This is a genomic window from Intrasporangium oryzae NRRL B-24470, assembly GCF_000576595.1.
In the GTDB taxonomy this organism is placed as follows: domain Bacteria; phylum Actinomycetota; class Actinomycetes; order Actinomycetales; family Dermatophilaceae; genus Intrasporangium_C; species Intrasporangium_C oryzae.
In genome coordinates this window covers 86,726-104,474 of sequence record NZ_AWSA01000008.1, presented here as the reverse complement: position 1 = coordinate 104,474, position 17,749 = coordinate 86,726, and the positions used below count along the sequence as shown (strand labels likewise).

General features: G+C 72.4%; 19 protein-coding genes. 2 read left to right on the top strand and 17 right to left on the bottom strand.

The features are described 5' to 3' along the window. Nucleotides 1-10: 10 nt before the first annotated feature. The 6 genes from N865_RS05310 to N865_RS05285 form a co-directional block, all read right to left on the bottom strand. Nucleotides 11-889, bottom strand: a complete 879-nt coding sequence (locus N865_RS05310; RefSeq protein WP_051510226.1) for an ATP-grasp domain-containing protein — start codon at nucleotides 887-889, stop codon at nucleotides 11-13. After that, nucleotides 886-1,770, bottom strand: coding sequence for a hypothetical protein (locus N865_RS05305; RefSeq protein ID WP_034802376.1), 885 nt, complete (start codon nucleotides 1,768-1,770; stop codon nucleotides 886-888). The genes N865_RS05310 and N865_RS05305 overlap by 4 nt, the downstream gene beginning before the upstream one ends. Continuing rightward, nucleotides 1,767-2,474 (bottom strand): hypothetical protein, encoded by a 708-nt coding sequence (locus N865_RS22605; RefSeq protein WP_051510224.1) that lies wholly within the window; start codon nucleotides 2,472-2,474, stop codon nucleotides 1,767-1,769. Before N865_RS22605 ends, N865_RS05305 begins: the two co-directional genes overlap by 4 nt. A 75-nt stretch (nucleotides 2,475-2,549) precedes the next feature. Further along, on the bottom strand, nucleotides 2,550-3,194 hold the full coding sequence (locus tag N865_RS05295; protein WP_034802501.1) for a hypothetical protein: 645 nt from the start codon (nucleotides 3,192-3,194) through the stop codon (nucleotides 2,550-2,552). A 190-nt stretch (nucleotides 3,195-3,384) separates the two neighbouring features. Next, nucleotides 3,385-4,491, bottom strand: a complete 1,107-nt coding sequence (locus N865_RS05290) for a CaiB/BaiF CoA transferase family protein (RefSeq protein WP_034802374.1) — start codon at nucleotides 4,489-4,491, stop codon at nucleotides 3,385-3,387. Beyond that, nucleotides 4,488-5,276 (bottom strand): enoyl-CoA hydratase-related protein, encoded by a 789-nt coding sequence (locus N865_RS05285; RefSeq protein WP_051510219.1) that lies wholly within the window; start codon nucleotides 5,274-5,276, stop codon nucleotides 4,488-4,490. Before N865_RS05285 ends, N865_RS05290 begins: the two co-directional genes overlap by 4 nt. Nucleotides 5,277-5,450: 174 nt before the next feature. Between N865_RS05285 and N865_RS05280 the strand changes: the two genes are divergently transcribed. Beyond that, nucleotides 5,451-6,275, top strand: coding sequence for a bestrophin-like domain (locus N865_RS05280; protein ID WP_034802371.1), 825 nt, complete (start codon nucleotides 5,451-5,453; stop codon nucleotides 6,273-6,275). Nucleotides 6,276-6,284: 9 nt separating this feature from the next. Here the strand turns inward: N865_RS05280 and N865_RS05275 are convergent, their stop codons facing one another. From N865_RS05275 to N865_RS05260, 4 genes are all read right to left on the bottom strand, one after another. Then, nucleotides 6,285-6,971, bottom strand: a complete 687-nt coding sequence (locus N865_RS05275) for a hypothetical protein (protein WP_051510217.1) — start codon at nucleotides 6,969-6,971, stop codon at nucleotides 6,285-6,287. Nucleotides 6,972-7,156: 185 nt separating this feature from the next. Beyond that, entirely contained in the window at nucleotides 7,157-8,356 is a 1,200-nt protein-coding gene (gene lhgO, locus N865_RS05270) for an L-2-hydroxyglutarate oxidase (RefSeq protein WP_034802368.1), read from the bottom strand. 92 nt (nucleotides 8,357-8,448) lie between these two features. After that, a complete protein-coding gene (locus N865_RS05265) occupies nucleotides 8,449-9,831 on the bottom strand; it encodes a tryptophanase (protein ID WP_034802366.1) in 1,383 nt (460 codons plus the stop codon). A gap of 3 nt (nucleotides 9,832-9,834) precedes the next feature. After that, on the bottom strand, nucleotides 9,835-10,335 hold the full coding sequence (locus N865_RS05260) for a nuclear transport factor 2 family protein (RefSeq protein WP_034802363.1): 501 nt from the start codon (nucleotides 10,333-10,335) through the stop codon (nucleotides 9,835-9,837). A 183-nt stretch (nucleotides 10,336-10,518) separates the two neighbouring features. Between N865_RS05260 and N865_RS05255 the strand changes: the two genes are divergently transcribed. Beyond that, nucleotides 10,519-10,992: a heme-degrading domain-containing protein gene (locus N865_RS05255; RefSeq protein WP_034802361.1), complete on the top strand. Its 474-nt coding sequence runs from the start codon at nucleotides 10,519-10,521 to the stop codon at nucleotides 10,990-10,992. A 44-nt stretch (nucleotides 10,993-11,036) separates the two neighbouring features. On the opposite strand, the gene N865_RS05250 is transcribed toward N865_RS05255, so the two are convergent. From N865_RS05250 to pcaH, 7 genes are read right to left on the bottom strand one after another with little or no spacing between them, the layout of a single operon-like run. Then, entirely contained in the window at nucleotides 11,037-11,777 is a 741-nt protein-coding gene (locus N865_RS05250; RefSeq protein ID WP_407636740.1) for a 3-oxoacid CoA-transferase subunit B, read from the bottom strand. Then, nucleotides 11,774-12,466, bottom strand: a complete 693-nt coding sequence (locus tag N865_RS22600; RefSeq protein ID WP_051510237.1) for a 3-oxoacid CoA-transferase subunit A — start codon at nucleotides 12,464-12,466, stop codon at nucleotides 11,774-11,776. The genes N865_RS05250 and N865_RS22600 overlap by 4 nt, the downstream gene beginning before the upstream one ends. A 5-nt stretch (nucleotides 12,467-12,471) precedes the next feature. After that, nucleotides 12,472-13,671, bottom strand: a complete 1,200-nt coding sequence (locus tag N865_RS22595; protein ID WP_034802359.1) for a thiolase family protein — start codon at nucleotides 13,669-13,671, stop codon at nucleotides 12,472-12,474. Further along, a complete protein-coding gene (gene pcaDC, locus N865_RS23880; protein ID WP_034802357.1) occupies nucleotides 13,668-14,918 on the bottom strand; it encodes a bifunctional 3-oxoadipate enol-lactonase/4-carboxymuconolactone decarboxylase PcaDC in 1,251 nt (416 codons plus the stop codon). The genes N865_RS22595 and pcaDC overlap by 4 nt, the downstream gene beginning before the upstream one ends. Further along, nucleotides 14,915-16,288, bottom strand: a complete 1,374-nt coding sequence (locus tag N865_RS05230; protein WP_034802355.1) for a lyase family protein — start codon at nucleotides 16,286-16,288, stop codon at nucleotides 14,915-14,917. The genes pcaDC and N865_RS05230 overlap by 4 nt, the downstream gene beginning before the upstream one ends. Further along, on the bottom strand, nucleotides 16,288-16,905 hold the full coding sequence (gene pcaG, locus N865_RS05225; RefSeq protein WP_034802352.1) for a protocatechuate 3,4-dioxygenase subunit alpha: 618 nt from the start codon (nucleotides 16,903-16,905) through the stop codon (nucleotides 16,288-16,290). The genes N865_RS05230 and pcaG overlap by 1 nt, the downstream gene beginning before the upstream one ends. Further along, nucleotides 16,898-17,725, bottom strand: coding sequence for a protocatechuate 3,4-dioxygenase subunit beta (gene pcaH, locus N865_RS05220; protein ID WP_407636739.1), 828 nt, complete (start codon nucleotides 17,723-17,725; stop codon nucleotides 16,898-16,900). The genes pcaG and pcaH overlap by 8 nt, the downstream gene beginning before the upstream one ends. Nucleotides 17,726-17,749 lie beyond the last annotated feature (24 nt).

Sequence of the window (17,749 nt, the reverse complement as noted above, 5' to 3'; positions counted from 1 at the left end):
CGGAGCCGGGTCACGAGAGCCAGCCGCCCAGGACGTCGACGAGGGCGTCGCTCACGGCGCCGTCGCAGACCCGGTCGTAGAAGCTGTAGCCCGGCATCGGGTTGCACTCGAGGCACCAGTAGTCCCCGGCCTCGTCGACCTTGAAGTCCCAGCCGGCGAAGGTGAGTCCCTGCTCGGCGGTCAGGTCCACGAGGAGGTCGGCGAGCGCGTCCGGGACGTCCACCCGCTGACGCCGGGCCTGCCGGTCGGAGCGGTAGTCGATGGCCGTGCTCGAGAAGCGGCAGGCGACGACGTCCTCGCCGACCACATGGGCGCGGACGTCGTCGCCCTCGACGAGACGTTGGACGAGGAGCGGGCCGGCGGGCTCGGGCAGCGCGTCGACGTCGGTCGCGGCGATCTCTCGGGTCGTGGCCCGGGTGCCGCAGACGGGCTTGACGACGGCCCGGCCGGCACGCACGAACTCCGCCAGACGCTCCCGGTCGCTCGACATCAGGCTGGGCGGCACACGCAGGCCGCTCGCCGAGAGCCACGCGTAGTGGGCGGGCTTCGAGCTGTTGAGCTGGTGGTGCCGGGGCCGGTTGACGACCGCGACCTCCGTCTCGTCCATCCACGCCGTGAAGCCGTCCATCAACCCCTGCCACCGAGCCGCTTCCGCCGGGGAACGACCGAGGTAGATGGGCCGGACGTAGATCCCGCTCAGCTCGCCGGGGCGGACGACCTCGCCTCCGTGGAAGACGTCGGAGCCGTCCGGAGGCACCGACAGCGACCAGCCGCCGGTGGCCGCGAGGTCGACGAGGTCGATGACGGCGAAGGGCACCTCGCGCATGACGCAGCGCGTCGCGAAGTGGACCATGACGGGGTCGGCCCGGCTGCCCGCGATGCCGATCACGGGACCGCCACCTCCGCGTCGAGGCCAGGCAGCCCGGGGTCCGGCGCCCTCGCCTCGTCGAGGAGCCAGACCGCGAGCGCGTCGGCGATGAGGTGGGCGTCGCCGTCGAGGGATCGGTCCCACGTCCAGCAGTCGACCCTGGCCAGGGTCCCGCGTCCGGCCTCGTCGACCAGCCACCAGACCGTGGCCAGCTGCAGCTCGTACGAGCGGGCCACGTCGAGGCTCGCGGTCTCGAACCAGCGCGGGACGGAGCCGGGCGCGAGGACGCCCCGCCCGGCGACCCGAACCCTGACGAGCCGGGCGGACGGCAGCGACCGCCGGGTCCGGACCGGCCCCGGCACCCGGTCGGCGACGCCGTAGGCGCTCCGACCGGTCGCATAGTCGTACACCTCGGCCCCCGACGCGACGGGTCCCTCGTCCGCGCCCGCGACCTCGCCGACCTGCATCGCGGTGAACCGCTCGCACCGCACGGCCACATCGAGGCCCGGGAGGCCGGCCACCCGCCGCACGCCCATCACCGCACTGCCCGGGAAGCGCCCGCACGGCGACAAGGGCGTGGGTCGGTTGACCACCGGGGAGCGCGAGAGCATGGCGATCGAGCGCGAAGCCGCGACCACCTCGGAGTGGAGGAAGCGGTCGTCCGGCGTCAGGTCCGGCGACGGGTCGGCGGCGCTGAGCCACAGCAGCGGCCGGTCCGGCTCCACCCGCGGCCGTTCCCTGCCGTCCTGGACGATGCTCACGCCCGCAACGAGGGCGCGATGGCTGAGGAGCTCGAGCTCGATCGACCGCGATGCGAAGGCTTCCTCCAAGGCGCCCGCGAGGACGCGCTGCGCGCCGAAGCGGTCGAGGACGGCCGCGGCCCGCAGCGGCGGCCTGGTCACATCAACGGCCGGGTCGGCCGCCCGCCCTGGCCGTGATCCAGATCGGTGGCGCCGGCGGCCTCGGGCTGCTCCGGCTGCTCGGGATCGCGGTCCTCGAAGGGCTTCTCGACGGTGAGCTCCTTCTCACCCTGCTCCTTCTCCCCCACCTCCTTCTCGCCGACGTCCTTCTCCCCGACATCCTTCACGTCCTTCTCGCCGTCCTTCTCGCCGACGTCCTTCACGTCCTTGTCGCCGTTGTCCTTGGACTCCTTGTCGTCCTTGTCGCCCTCGTCCTTGGAGTCCTTGACGTCCTTCTCGCCCTCGTCCTTGACCTCCTTGTCGCCCTCGTCCTTGGAGTCCTTGACGTCCTTCTCCCCCTCGTCCTTGACCTCCTTGCCCTCCTTCACGTCCTTGCTGTCGTCCTCCTTGGTCTCCTTGTCGTCCTTGCCCTCCTTGCCCTCCTTGTCGTCCTTGTCGTCCTTGTCGTCGACGTCCTTGGTCTCCTTCTCGTCCTTGTGCTGGTCCTTCTCGTCCTTCAGCTCCTTCGCGTCCTCCTCGGGCTTGAGCGGGGTGAGAGGGTCGGTCGGGCTTCCGGATGCGGCGAGGGCCTGGGCTGCGGCCTCGGCCCGGGCTCGGAGCGACTCCGAGCCGGCCTCGTCGAGGCGCGACTGCAGCCGACCGATGACATCGATCCTGTCCTCGGGTGGGATGTAGGGATCAGCCATGATGTGAACCTCCGCAGTGAGTTGTCGTGCGTTGAGCTGACGCCGAGACCCGGACGGGCCGTCGGGTCTGATGGACTACCAGTAGAGGACGAGCTCGTCGTCGACGACGATCCCGTGACCCTGCACGGTGATCCGCAGGTCGCCCGGGCTGATGTCGGGCGTCGGCCCGATCTGGTGGAGGACGTGCCCGGTGTGGACGAGGGCGCGCCCGAGCGAGTACTCGATCCGCAGCGGCGGGGTGGTGCGGGCGAGCTCCAGCCTCGTCAGCGCCTCGGGATACGTGAACGCCGGCCACACGAGCAGCGACGAGCCGGCCGCCGGCAGCCTGACCGGCAACGTGAACGACACCGTTCCCGTGGCCGCTGCATAGTGCGGCTCGTCGAGCACCCGTTGGTACTGCAGGTCGAAGTGAATGGAGCCTCCAGCGGTGCGCGGGATCCCGCTCTCCGTCCAGATGTGGCACGACGGCCGGGCCAGGTCGTCGGCGTAGCGTGCCGGCATCCCGAGCGCGTGGCCGAGGCGCCGTGCGAGTGTCAGGTAGAGCCCGCCGAACCGTCGGTCGAGGAGGGCGTTGGACGCGGCTACCTTGTCGTAGTAGGTCGCCCGGGCATCCGCCGACGGGGCGAGGTCCATGTACGCGTTGACGCCCAGGGTGAAGAAGGACGAGCGCGGGGAGCGCGTCGTCCACATCGGGCGCAGGGCGATGACCTCCTGGGCCACTCGGTCACACTCCGGCTCATCGAGTATGTCGAGCTCGCCCAAGGATCCGACGTCTGCGACCCGACTGAGCATGCCGCTGCGCCCTCCGTTGTCCGGCGACGATGCGCGAGGCCATGATCCCACGGAGCGACGGGCCGCGGACGAGAACTCGCGGGTACGGACGAGAGCAGCCGGGAGGGGACCCGGAGCCTCAGGTCGACTCGGACCACTGCGCCAGGATCTCGGCGACGGACGTCGAGCCCGGCACGGGCGGCGGCGTGGGCCGGTCCAGCGTGCTCCGGGAGAACCGCGGAGCCGGCGCGGCCTGGACGACGCCGGCGGCCTCGACGTAGGTCCCGCGCTCGGCGAGGTGGGGGTCTCGAGGCGCCTCCGCGAAGGAGAGGACCGGCGTCACGCAGGCCTCGGCTCCGGCGAAGTGTGCAGCCCACTCGTCGCGGGTCCGCGCCAGGAACGCCTCCTCGAACCGGGTCCGCATGGCCGGCCACGACGCGCGGTCGTGCTGGTGGGGGAACTGCTCGAGCGGCATACCGAGCCCGGTGAGCAGGGCCGCGAAGAAGTGGGGCTCGAGAGCCGCGACGGCCACGAACCGCCCGTCCGCGCAGGCGTACGTGTCGTAGAACGGGGCGGCGCCGTCGAGGACGTTGGCCTGACGCTCGTCGGACCACGCGCCCATCCCCCGGAGGGCCAGGGTGAGCTGCGACAGGATGGCCACGCCGTCGACCATCGCGGCGTCGACGACCTGCCCACGTCCCGACCCGGACCGCTCGACGAGAGCCGCGAGGATCCCGACGACGAGGAGCATGGACCCGCCGCCGTAGTCGCCGACGAGGTTGAGCGGGGGCGGGGGCGGCTCAGCGGCGCGCCCGATCGCGTGGAGGGCGCCGGTCAGCCCGACGTAGTTGAGGTCGTGCCCGACCTGCTGGGCGCGCGGGCCGGTCCGCCCCCAGCCGGTGACCCGGCCGTAGACGAGCCGGGGGTTGCGGCGCAGGACCTCGTCCGGACCGATGCCGAGGCGCTCGGTCACCCCGGGCCGGAGCCCCTCGACGAGCACGTCGGCCCGCTCGGCGAGGTCGAGGACCGCCGAGCGGCCGTCGTGGGTCTTGAGGTCCACGGCGACCGAGCGCCGGCTCCGCAGCACGACGTCCGCCGTCGGGTCCCCGAGCTGGAGGCCGCGGCCCGCAGGACGCTCGAGCCGGACGACGTCGGCCCCGAGGTCGGCGAGCAGCATCGCCGCATGGGGTACGGGGCCGAGGCCAGCCAGCTCCACGACCCGCAGACCGGTCAGCGGGCCGCTCATCGACGTCCCTCGACGAAGGCGTCGACGAGGGCCGCCGCCTCGTCGGTGGCCCCGGCCGCGGCGATCGCCGCGGCCTCGCGGTCGAGGTGCTCGTCGAGGGTCGACGACTGCGCCGAGCGGAGCAGTCGTCGGGACTGCCCCAGCGCGTATGCCGGACCGCTGGCGAGGCGCTCGGCGACCGCTCGTGCGACGGCGGGGACCTCCGCGTCGGGACAGGTTCGGGCGGCGATACCGAGCTCGACGGCTTCGGCCGCCGAGAGCCGGCGACCCGTCAGGACGAGGTCGAGGGCGCGCCCCAGACCGACGGCGCGAGGCAGCAGCCAGGACGTGCCGCAGTCGGGGGTCAGGCCGATGGCGGTGTAGGCGGTGAGGAACGTGGCCGACTCCCCCGCGATGACGAGGTCGGCCGACAGGGTCAGCGCGAGGCCGGCCCCCGCGGCCGCGCCCTGCACGCCCGCCACGACGGGCTTCTCGAGGACGTCGAGCCGGCGCACCACCTGGTGGGCCGCGTCGGCCAGCTCGCGCAGGAAGGCCCCGCGGTCCCGGGCGGCGGCCATCGCCGCGACGTCACCGCCTCCGCAGAAGAGCCTGCCGCGGCCGAGCAGGAGCACGACCCGCACGCCGTCGTCGGCGGCCGCAGCATCGAGGGCCGCCAGCAGGGCGCCCGCGAGCGGCAGGTCGAGCGCGTTGGAGCTCTCGGGGCGGTTGAGCTCGATGGTGGCGACACCACCGTGCACCCCGTAGACGACGGGAGCGCCCGGCACGGCGCGGGAGGTGCTGGTCATGTCCTGACGGTACGACCTGACGGTCCCTGGGGGCGGCACCTGGCGACGCGTTGGACGACGCGGGTCGGATCTCGCGAAGCCGCTGAGCGGGGCACACCACGCGGCTATGTTGAGCGGGAAGGTGCTCCGGACGGGATGGGCATCCCTCGACCGTGCGACGGAGGGCAGGAAGCCGTGAATGTCGTCCTGGGACTGCTCGTGACCGTCGGCGTCACGGCGATCACCGTCACGGCCATGCTCCTGGTCCGCCGACGGGCCCCCGTGGGCGGCTACTTCACCGACGGCGACCGCGCCGCCGGCGTCTTCGGCGTGCTGGCCACGGCGTTCTCGGTCCTGCTCGGGTTCATCATCTTCCTTGCTTTCCAGTCGTACGACCGGGCCCGCATGGGCGCCGAGACCGAGGCCACCGTCGTCGCCCAGATGGTCCAGACGGCCCGGCTGATGCCCGCGACGGTGTCCGGGACGCTGACCGGCGAGCTGGTCTGCTACGGGCGGTCGGTCGCCGGTGCGGAGTGGGACGCGCTCGACGCCGGGAAGCTCGGGGATGCGCTCAATCCCTGGGGGGTGAGGATGGTCGCCACGGTCTCCGGGGTCGAGCCGCAGACCGCGAGCGAGCAGTCCGCCTACGACCGGTGGATGGCACAGACGGCCGACCAGCAGCAGGCGCGCAACGACCGCGTCCACTCCGTAGACGGCATCATCCCCGCGCCCCTGTGGCTGGCGCTCCTGGTCATGTGTGCCGTGCTGTTCGGGTTCCTGCTCCTCTTCGCCGACTCTGGGGAGCGGGCCACGACCCAGGCCGTGCTGATGGGCAGCGTGACCGTCGTCATCACGCTCCTGATGCTGCTCGTCGTCTTCTTCAACCACCCGCACGGCGAGGGGGTCGGCCGGCTCCAGCCCACGGCGATGGAGCGCTCGCTCCGTCTCATCGACCTCCAGCTCGGGGCGGTCGGGGCCTCGGTCACGCCGCCCTGCGACGCGCGGGGCGTCGCGCGCTGACCCCTTGAGCTAGGACGCCGCCTCGACCACCTCGACCGCGTCGACCGCGCGGTTCGGCGGCGGCGTCACGAGGATGACGATGCTGACGAGCAGCACCCAGAGCGGGAAGATCAGCTGCGTCCACTGGTGCTCCCCGGCAGCCACCAACAGCACGAGGGCCACGAGGTAGCCGAGGTAGGTGACCCACCGCGGCATGGCGGCGGTTCGCAGCCCGACCGTGCTCACCGACAGCGTGAAGACCGCGGCCATGCGCATGGCGTACACCGAGACCAGGGTGTACGTGCTGTCGCGTCCGAAGTACCAGACCTCGAGGCTGACGTTCGACCGGGCGAGCATCGCCAGGAGGCTGCCCGAGAGGACGGCCCCCATGAAGAGCATCCCGAGGAAGAGCAGCCCGCTCCCGAGGAACACCGTCGAGAAGAGCCGGTCCTCGACGACGCCGAGCTGGTCGCGGACGACGCCGATGAACCAGAGGAAGGCGATTCCCGCGAACGGCACCAGGTTGAGGCCGATCTCGACGAGCCGGCGACGCGACGAGTCGGACTCGAGGACGGCGAGATCGCTCGACGAGAGGGCCAGGCGCATCATCGTCATGGCGGCGAGGAGCAGGACCCCGAAGGCGATGCCCGCGAGGGCGGCCGACCGCCTGCTCCGCCAGAAGGACGCCGTCAGTCTCGGCGTGGTGGTAGCGGTCATGTCGTCACGACCAAGGCGAAGACGGTCATCCGGTGCCTCCGATCCTCCAGCGCGAGGCTGACGCGCCTCTGCCCGCCACTGCCAGCATCGCAGGCCGACGCGCCCCTGCGTCCCGACTCCGCAGAATGTGCCTGATACCACCGTCCTCGCGTCGACCCGTCGCCGGGGTCGGAGAGGGCGGGGCCTCAGCCGTTCCGGTCGACCTCGTCGGCGACGTGTTCGGCGATGGCGAGGCTCGACGTCGCGGCCGGGGACGGGGCGTTGCGGACACACGTCACCCCGTCGCCGTGGCTGATCCGGAAGTCGTCGACGAGGCTGCCGTCGCGCTCCACCGCCTGGGCGCGCACGCCGACGGAGCCCCTGACGACGTCCCCCGGGCCGATCTCGGGCACGTAGCGCTGGGCCGAACGCATGGCCGCCCGCACCGACAGGGACCCGAGCACCTCCTTGGCGCCGGTGCGCCAGTGGGACCGCGCGAGCCGCCAGAACCCGGGCCAGCCGACGATGTCCCTGAGGTCGGCCGGGTCGAGGTCGAAGCGCCGGTAGCCCTCGCGCTCGAGGCCGAGGACGGCGTTGGGCCCGACGTCGAGACCGCCGGTCACGCGCCGCGTGAAGTGGACACCGAGGAACGGGTAGCGCGGGTCGGGGACCGGGTAGACGAGCCCCCGCACGAGGCCCTGCTTCGCGGGCCGCACGCTGAGGTACTCCCCCCGGAACGGGATGATCCGTGGGCCGCCGGCGTCGGCGGCGAGCCGAGCCACGCGGTCGGCCTGCAGGCCGGCGCAGATGACGAGCCGGTCGACGCGGTGCCGCGTCTCGCCGCACACGACGTCGATCCGCCCGCCGCGACGTTCCACGCCCGTCACCCGCGCGCCGAGGAGGATCTCGCCGCCGGAGGCGCGGATGTCCTTTCCCATCGCCTCGGCGACGGCGACGTAGTCGGTGATCGCGGTCCGCGGGGAGTGCAGGGCCGCGAGACCGACCGCGTGCGGCTCGATCTCGCGGATGCCGTCGCCGTCGACGCGGCGCAGGCCCGGGACGCCGTTGCGCCGGGCCGTCGCCTCCAGGGCGTCGAAGCGACCCAGCTCGGAGGAGTCGACCGCGACGACGAGCTTGCCGTACTCCTCGTAGGCGATCGCGTGCTCGGCGCAGTAGTCGCGGAGCAGCTCGCGGCCCCGCGTGCACAGGCGCGCCTTGAGGCTGCCCGGCTGGTAGTAGATCCCTGCGTGCACGACGCCGGAGCTGTGCCCGGTCTGGTGCGACGCGAGCCGGTCCTCCTTCTCGAGGACGACGACGCGGGCGCCGGGGCGGCGCCGGGCCAGCTCGCGCGCGACGGCCAGGCCGACGATCCCACCGCCGATGACGCCGGTCGACTGGGTGGACATGCAGACCATCCTCCCCCGCCCGGCTCGGAGCCGACGGCCGGGCGGGTGCCCGCTGAGCGGCATACGGGCGCGTATGCCGCTCAGCCCGCTTCTCAGCGAAGCGGCTCGAACGCGGCGGTGAAGTGGCGCAACGACGGCGGCTCGGCGGTGATCCGGTAGCCGGGCAGGGACGCGGCATCGGCGGCGACGCGCGCGCACACCTCGATGACGTAGTCGATGTGACTCTGGGTGTAGGTGCGACGCGGGATGGCGAGCCGCACGAGATCCATCGACGACGGCGCCTCGCTGCCGTCGGGCTGCCGGCCGAACATCACCGTCCCGATCTCGCACGAGCGGATCCCCCCGGCCTCGTAGAGCGCGACGGCGACCGACTGGCCGGGGTACTCCAGCGGGTCGAGGTGAGGCGCCAGGCCGCGGGCGTCGAGGTAGACGGCATGGCCGCCGATCGGGCGCAGCACGGGCACGCCGATCCGCTGGAGCGCCTCACCCAGGTAGGCGGTAGAGCGGATCCGGTAGCGCAGGTAGTCGTGCTGCACGACCTCTCTGAGCCCCTGGGCGAGAGCCTCGAGGTCACGGCCGGCGAGGCCGCCGTAGGTCGGGAAGCCCTCGGTGAGGATGAGCTGGGTCCGGCACGCCTGCGCGAGGTCGTCGTCGCGCATCGCCAGCCAGCCGCCGATGTTGCCCATCGGGTCCTTCTTCGCGCTCATCGTCATGCCGTCTGCTAGCGCCGCCATGTCGCGCACGATGTCGGCGACGTCGCGCTCGCCCTGCCCCTCCTCGCGCTCGTGGATGAACCACGCGTTCTCCGCGAAGCGGCACGCGTCGAGGAAGAGCGGCGTGTCGTAACGGTCGCACACCTCGCGCACACCCTGCAGGTTGGCCAGGGACACCGGCTGGCCGCCGCCGCTGTTGTTGGTGATCGTCACCATGACGCAGGGGACGGAGGCGGCGTGCTCGGCGAGCAGCGCGTCGAGCGCCTCGAGATCCATGTTGCCCTTGAAGGGGTGCTCGCTCAGCGGGTCGCGCCCCTCGGCGATGACGAGGTCGACGGCCCGAGCGCCGGTGGCCTCGACGTTGGCCCGGGTCGTGTCGAAGTGCGTGTTGTTCGGCACGATCCGACCGGGGCCGCCGAGCGCGGTGAAGAGGATCTTCTCGGCCGCCCGACCTTGATGGACGGGAATGACGTGCTCGAAGGGGAACAACTCGCGCACCGCGTCGACGAACACGTAGAACGAGGGCGACCCGGCATACGACTCGTCGCCGTGCTGGATCGCCGCCCACTGGTCGCGGCTCATCGCTCCCGTGCCGGAGTCGGTGAGCAGGTCGATGAGGACGTGCTCGGCACGCAGCTGGAAGAGGTTGTACGCGGCGGCGCCGAGGTGCTCACGACGCTCGGCCCTCGTCGTCATCCGCAGCGGCTCGACGGAGTGGATGCGGAAGGGCTCGATGATGGTGCGGAACGGCTCCTCCTCCATGGCTCACAGCCCCAGGTCGCTGAGACCGGGATGGTCTGCGGGGCGGGGCCCTGGCGCATCCCAGTGGTAGAGCCGGTCGGCCTCCTCGATCCGCAGGTCGTTGATGCTGGCGTGCCGCCACCGCATGAGGCCGTTCTCGTCGAACTGCCAGTTCTCGTTGCCGTAGGACCGCCACCAGACGCCGTCGACGTCGCGGGACTCGTAGGCGAAGCGGACCGCGATGCGGTCGTCGCCGTGGGCCCACATCTCCTTGATGAGCCGGTAGTCGAGCTCCCGCTCCCACTTCTGGGTCAGGAAGGCGACGATCGCCTCGCGACCCTGCAGGAAGGTGGTGCGGTTGCGCCACCAGGAGTCCTCGGTGTAGGCGAGCGCCACCCGGGCGGGGTCGCGGGAGTTCCAGCCGTCCTCGGCTGCCCTCACCTTGGCGATCGCGTCCTCGCGGCTGAACGGCGGGACGGGTGGTCTCGGCTGCGGTGTCGGCTGCGGTGTCGGTTGCGGTGTCACGGCTACCTCCTCGGTGAGGGTCCGGTGCGGGCGCTCTCCGATGAGCGTATGGGGCGCACAGTGCCTCGAACCGGGAAACTGGCCTCACCTCGATGTCCTGAAGGAGACGTGATCGCATGGACCAGGTTGGGATGGGAAAGGTCGGCCACGGCCGAAGCACCGCAGATCGTGGGAGGTGGGCCGATGTCCGGGCGTGACGTGCTCGACGAGCTCGTGGCACAGGAGGAGCGCCTCGTCTTCGACCGGTTCGACGAGGACACCGCGTGGGAGCTCGGGGTCGCCCTGCGGGAGGCTGCGCGCTCAGCCGGACTGCCGATCGCGATCTCGATCAGGCGCAACCGCCAGCGGCTCTTCCACGCCGCGCTGCCGGGCTCGTCGGCCGACAACGAGGGCTGGCTCGCCCGCAAGAGCGCCGTCGTCGACCGCTACGGCCAGTCCTCGCTGCGGGTCGGCGAGCAGTTCCGGGTCGACGGCAAGTCCTTCGAGGCCGACTCCCGCCTCGACCCGGCGGTGTTCGCGGCGCACGGTGGCGCGTTCCCGATCCTGCTGCGCGGCACCGGCTGCATCGGCACCGTCGCCGTCTCGGGACTGCCCCAGCGAGAGGACCACCGGCTCGTCGTCGAGACCCTCGAGGCCTTCCTGGCGGCACGGGCCTGAGCCGACGACGCGGCGGTGCCCGGGCCACGCCCGGGTGCGTGTGCTCATGCGCTGCCTGGTCGCGCCCCCTCGGCGAGCCGGAGCGGGATCGGCACCAGGTCGCAGAGGTCCTCGAAGGAGATGCCGAAGGTCTCACGCACGACGACCCCGTCGGGCTCGATGAGGAAGACCGCCAGGTCGGTGTAGACACGGCTCACGCAGGCGACGCCGGTGAGCGGGTAGCGGCACCGCTCGACGAGCTTGCTCTCCCCCTCGCGAGTCAGCAGGTTCATCATGACGAAGGTGTCGCGGGCGCCGGTCGCCAGGTCCATCGCGCCGCCGACGGCCGGGATCGCGTCGGGCGCGCCGGTGTGCCAGTTGGCGAGGTCGCCGGCCTGTGAGACCTGGTAGGCACCGAGCACGCAGATGTCGAGGTGTCCGCCCCGCATCATCGCGAACGAGTCGGCGTGGTGGAAGTACGAGGCGCCCGGCAGCTCGGTCACCGGGATCTTCCCCGCGTTGATGAGGTCGGGGTCGACCTCGTCACCGGTCGCCTCGGGTCCCATCCCGAGCATGCCGTTCTCGGTGTGCAGGGTCACCCCGCTGTCGGGCGGCAGGTGGTTGGACACGAGCGTCGGCTGGCCGATCCCGAGGTTGACGTACGCCCCGATGGGGATGTCGCGGGCGACGACCGCTGCGAGAGCATCGCGACCGAGCGGCCCCGAGCCCGACGAGGCCGGTACGGCCGGCGCTGCTGGGACGGCCGGTACCGCTGGGTCGGCCGGCACTGCTGGCAGGGTGCTCACTGGTCCTCCTCATGGTGCGGCTCGGTCGCGGTGGCGGGCACCACCACCCGGTCGACGAAGATGCCCGGCGTCACGACGTTCTCCGGGTCGATGCCACCCCGCGGCACCACCTGGCTCACCTGGGCGATGGTCGTCGTGGCGGCGGTGGCCATGACCGGCCCGAAGTTGCGTGCCGTCTTCCGGTACGTGAGGTTGCCGGCCTCGTCGGCGACATGCGCCTTGATGAGGGCGAAGTCGGCGCGGATCGGCAGCTCGAGCACGTAGTGGCGCCCGTCGATCTCGCGCACCTCCTTGCCCTCCGCGAGCGGCGTGCCGTAGCCGGTCGGGGTGAAGAAGGCGCCGATGCCGGCCCCCGCGGCCCGGATGCGCTCGGCGAGGTTGCCCTGCGGGACGAGCTCGAGCTCGATGGCACCGGCTCGGTACGCCGCGTCGAAGTGGTGGCTGTCGTGCTGCCTCGGGAACGAGCAGATGATCTTGCGGACGCGGCCGGCGGCGATGAGGGCGGCCAGGCCCACCTCACCGTTTCCCGCGTTGTTGTTGACGATCGTCAGGCCCGAGGCGCCACCCCGTACGAGCGCCTCGAGGAGCTCGACCGGTTGACCAGCGGTACCGAAACCTCCGACGAGGATGGTCGCCCCGTCGGGGATGTCCGCCACGGCCGCCTCGACGGTCGGTGAGATCGCGACCACCGTCCTCACCGCCCGACGTTCTCGAGGACCACGGCGAGGCCCTGGCCGACACCGATGCAGATGCACGCGACTCCCCAGCGCTCGCCCGACCGTTGCAGGCTGCGCGCGAGCGTGCCGAGCACCCGTCCCCCCGACGCGCCGAGGGGGTGGCCGAGGGCGATGGCGCCGCCGTGCTGGTTGACGATCTTGTCGTCGATCGGCCAGGCGTCGAGGCACGCGAGCGACTGCGCCGCGAAGGCCTCGTTGAGCTCGGCCGCTCCGACGTCTCCCCAGGTGATCCCGGCGCGCGCCAGCGCGACGGTGGCTGCCTCGACCGGTGCGTACCCGAAGTACCGCGGGTCCAGGGCGCTCGTGCCCCGACCGGCGATCCGGGCGAGAGGCGCCAGGCCCACCTCGTCGGCGGCGCGCTCGCTGCCGAGCAGGACCGCGGACGCGCCGTCGCTGAGCGGAGACGCGTTGCCGGCGGTCACGGTGCCGTTGTCCGTGCGGAAGGACGTGCGCAGGCCGGCCAGCCTCTCGACGGTCGTCTCCGGACGGATCGACTCGTCGCGCGTGAGGTCCACACCGTCGACGGGCACAACGAGGTCGTCGTAGAAGCCATTCGACCATGCCTCGTCGGCGAGACGGTGCGACCGCGCGGCGAACTCGTCCTGTCGCTCGCGGCTGATCCCGTGGCGCTCCCTGAGCAGCTCGGTCGCCTCGCCGAGCGACACCGTCCACTGCGAGGGCATGGCCGGGTTGACGAGGCGCCACCCGAGGGTCGTCGACGCGAGGCCGAGATCGCCTGCGGGATAGGGCTTCTCGGTCTTGGGCAGCACCCAGGGGGCGCGCGACATCGACTCGACGCCACCGACGACGACGACGTCGGCGTCGCCGGTGGCGATCTGCCGCGACGCGATCATGGCGGCATCGAGGCTCGATCCGCACAGCCGGTTCACGGTGGTGCCCGGGACGCTGGGAGAGAGGCCCGCGAGCAGGGTGGCCATCCGGGCGACGTTCCGGTTCTCCTCGCCCGCGCCGTTGGCGTTGCCGAACACGACCTCGTCGACGTGTTCGCCGGCGCCCTCGCCGGCGAGACCGGGTGCCCGGTCGACGAGGGTGCGCACCACGTGGGCGGCGAGGTCGTCAGGGCGTATGCCGGCGAGGGCGCCGCCGTAGCGGCCGAACGGGGTGCGGACCGCGTCGTAGACAAACGCGTCGTTCATGGCTGACTCTCCTGGTGTGAGCGGTCGATCTCCTGCTGGGCGATCGCGAAGGCGTGGTTGGCGCTCGGCACGCCGAGGTAGATGGCCGTCTGGAGCAGCACCTCCTCGATCTCCTCGCGACGCAGGCCGTTTCGGAGCGCAGCGCGCACATGCAGCGCGAGCTCCTCCCAGTGGCCACGCGCGACGAGCGCCGTGAGGGTGATGACGCTTCGCGTCCTGCGGTCGAGGCCGGGACGGGTCCAGATCTCGCCCCACGCGTAGCGCGTGATGAGGCTCTGGAAGGCGGCTGTGAAGTCGGTCGTGCGGGCCTCTGCTGCGTCGACGTGCTCCGTGCCGAGAACGGCGCGGCGCACCTCGAAGCCGTCGGCCAGGGTGGCCGATCGCGTGGGATCGTCGGTCATGTCAGGTCTCCAGATCGGTCGAGCCGGGGGTGTCCCATCAATGCGGCCCCCGGTGAGGCGGGGTCCAGGCCCGAGGAAGCGGGAGAGGACGCGCGCGACCTCGAGCGGGCGCTCCGCCGGCGCGAGGTGCGCTGCGCCCGGAATGGTGACGGCCTCGCCGCCGGTTCCCGACGCCACCTCCGCGGCGAGGGCGACGGGCGTCACATTGTCGGCCTCACCGGCCACCGCCAGGATGCGGCACCCCACGGTGCCGAGGCGGTCGCGGACGTCGAACGCGGCGAGGGCCTCGCAGCAGCGTGCGTAGGAGCGGCTGTCGGCATGCTGCAGCGAGGTGAGCAGCGCGGTGCCGGTGGCCGGGTCGCGCTCGAGGAAGCCGGGCGCGAACCAACGCCGAGCCGACGGCTCCACCATCACGGGCGCCCCCGCGCGGCGCACGAGCTCTGCCCGCTCGTGCCAGTCCCGCGGTGAGCCGATGTGCGCTCCCGAGCAGATGACCGCGGCGGCGTCGAGGCCTGTCTCGGCAGCGTGGCCGAGGGCGACCTCGAGCGCGACCGTCCCGCCCAGGGAGACCCCCGCGACGAACGTGCGCCCCCGGTGCTCCTCCCGGACGGGCCGGGTGGCCGTCACCACCGCCGAGGCGAGGTCGGGGATGGAGAAGGCCTCGTCGTGGGCCGGGCTGCGTCCGTGGCCCGGCAGGTCCCAGCCGACGACGGTGACGTCACCGTCGAGGAGGGCAGCACACCCGTCCCAGAGCGGCGTCACGGCGGTCCCGAGCGAGGGACCGACGATGAGCAGGTCACCGTCGGCGCTGCCGTGCCGCAGCACGGTCAGGGTGAGGTTGATCATCGGGTCACGCTCCCCGCGCGGTCGCGGTGCGAGGCGTGCCGCTCGAGCGCCTGATCGACGAGGAGGGCGGCGACACCGAGGTATGCCGCCGGGTCGAGCAGGTCGTCGACGCGGGCGTCGAGCGCCTCCCCCTCCGGGCCCCGCCCGTCGAGGCCCTCGGCCAGCAGGGCCCGGACCTCGTCCCCGGACCCTCCACGCCGGAGGGCGTCTCGCACGTCCGGGACCAGCGCCTCGCCACCGGGGAGGGACGGCAGGAGCTGCAGGATGCGTTCGGCAACGAGCGCCGGGCCGACCGCTCGCACGTTGCGGCTCATCGCGTCGTTGTGGACCTCGAGCCCGCACAGCACGTCCGCCAGCTGGGCCGCGGCGACGGGGACGCGGGAGAGCAGCCGCGTCAGGGCGCCCCACTCGGCGTGCCACGCGCCGTCCGGCCGCTCGTCGGCGGCCAGGGCTGCCGCGGTGTGCAGGGTCGCGGCCAGGTGCGGGGCCTCGATGCCGACGGCCCGGACGAGGACCGACAGCACCGGGTTGCGCTTGTGCGGCAGCGTCGACGAGCCTCCGCGACCGTCGGCGGCCGGCTCGGCCACCTCTCCGATCTCGGGTCGGGACAGCAGGATCACATCGCCGGCCACCTTGGCGAGCGCGTCAGCGGTACGGGTGAGCGCGTCACCGAGACGGGTGACCGGTGAGCGGTCCGTGTGCCACGGACGAGCAGCGACGAGGCCAACCTCGTCGGCGAAGATCTCGGCCGCCTCGAGCGCCCGACCGGGAGTGAGGGCCTCGACGAGGCTGAGGGTGCCGACGGCGCCGCCGCACTGGGCCGGGAGGGACGCCCGAACCGTGCGCAGCTCGTCGATGGCGTCGTCCAGCGCGCCGAGCCAGCCGGCGGCCTTGGCCCCGAAGGTCGTCGGGAGCGCGGGCTGCCCCAGCGTCCTGGCCGACATGACCGTATGCCGGTGAGCTCGGGCGTGGCCCGCCGCCGCGTCCGCGGCCCGCACCAGGCTCTCCAGGGCCGCGCCGAGGGCTCGGTGCGCGAGGATCATCAGCGCGGTGTCGACGACGTCCTGGCTCGTCAGCCCCCGGTGGACGGCTGTCGACGCCCCTGGGGTCGCCCCGACTGCGCGACGCAGGGCGTGGACGACGGGGATCACCGGGTTGCCTCCGGGCTCGGCGTCCCGGGCGATCTCGTCGACCGCACGGCCCACCGTCGCGCCCAGGGCGGACACGGCGTCGGTGACCGCCCGGGTCACCAGCCCGAGCCGCTCCTGGGTGCGCACCCACGCGACCTCGACCTCGACGAGGGCACCGAGCACGGCACCGTCGCTCGCGAGGTCGGGTAAACGGTGCGAACCCGGGGACAGCATCGTCATCAGAGCTCCTGGCGCGGGAAGCGGAGGAACACCGTCTCGTCGTCTCCTTGGAGGCGGATGTCGAAGCGGAGGCTGCCGTCCGGCTCGCGCGCCGCGACGAGGGTCGGCCGACGGTCCTCGGGAACGGACCTGAGGAACGGGTCCGCGGCCAGCGCATCGGTGTCGTCGGGCAGGTAGATGCGCGTGAAGAGCCGGTTGAGCAGTCCGCGGGCGAAGACGGTGACCGCGACGAACGGCGCCCGCCCTGGCGCACTGGGACCGGGCTCGAGGGTCGTGAAGGAGTAGTGGCCGTCCCGCCTCGTCGACACGCGGCCGAAGCCGGTGAAGGTGTGCCCGTCGCGGTGCATTGAACCCTGGCGCTGGACGGGCCGCCCGGCCGGGTCACACTGCCAGATCTCGAGCAGGGCATCCTGCAGGCCGGCACCGGCACCGTCGGTCACGGTTCCGTGGAGCTGCACCGCACCGGGCGTGCCCGGGGGGACGAGCAGCTCGCCCCCCTCGTACGGCAGCGCGTAGTGGTAGAAGGGGCCGATCGTCTGACCGGGCGTCGGGACGAGAACCCCGGGGACGGCATACGGCCGCGTCGGTGTGGCGGTGCGGGTGTGCTGGTCAGACATCGTCGCCCTCCTGCTCCATGCGGGTCGCGTGCGATCCGGTGAGGACGATGTCCCACGTGTAACCGAGCAGCCACTCGTGCTCGGACCGGTCGTGGTCGTAGCGCGCGACGAGTCGGTCGCGAGCCGCGGGGTCGGTCACCGACTGGAGGATCGGGTCGAGCGCGAAGAGCGGGTCGGACGGGAAGTACATCTGGGTGATCATGCGCTGGGTGAACTCCGTGCCGAAGAGGGAGAAGTGCACGTGCGCAGGCCGCCAGGCGTTGCGGTGGTTGCCCCAGGGGTACGGGCCCGGCTTGATGGTGACGAACGAGTAGCGCCCCAGGTCGTCGGTCAGGGTGCGGCCCACGCCGGTGAAGTTGGGGTCGATGGGCGCAGGGTGCTGGTCGCGCTTGTGGATGTAGCGACCCGCCGCGTTGGCCTGCCAGATCTCGACGAGCTGTCGCCGGACCGGTCGGCCGTCGCCGTCGACGATGCGCCCGCTGATCCGGATGCGCTCGCCGATCGGCTCGCCGTCGTGCTGGATGGTGAGGTCGGCCTCCAGCGGGTCGACATCACGCTCGCCGAAGACCGGTGCCACGAGCTCGACGCCCTCGGGGTCCGCGTGGTGCAGGTCCTTCGTCGGGTGACGCAGGAGCGAGCTGCGGTACGGCGCGAAGTCGAGGCGTGACTGGGTCCTCGTCAGCCCCGAGGCGGCCTCATCGGCCTGGATCCGTTCGATTTCTCGGTCGATGGCCGACTGGCTGGCCAGCCCGGCGGTCGGCGGCTGGGCCGGTTCGGCCGGTTCGGCCAGTTCGGCCAGCTCGGCATGCTGTCGGCTCACGTCGGTTGTCCTTTCGTCGTGGTG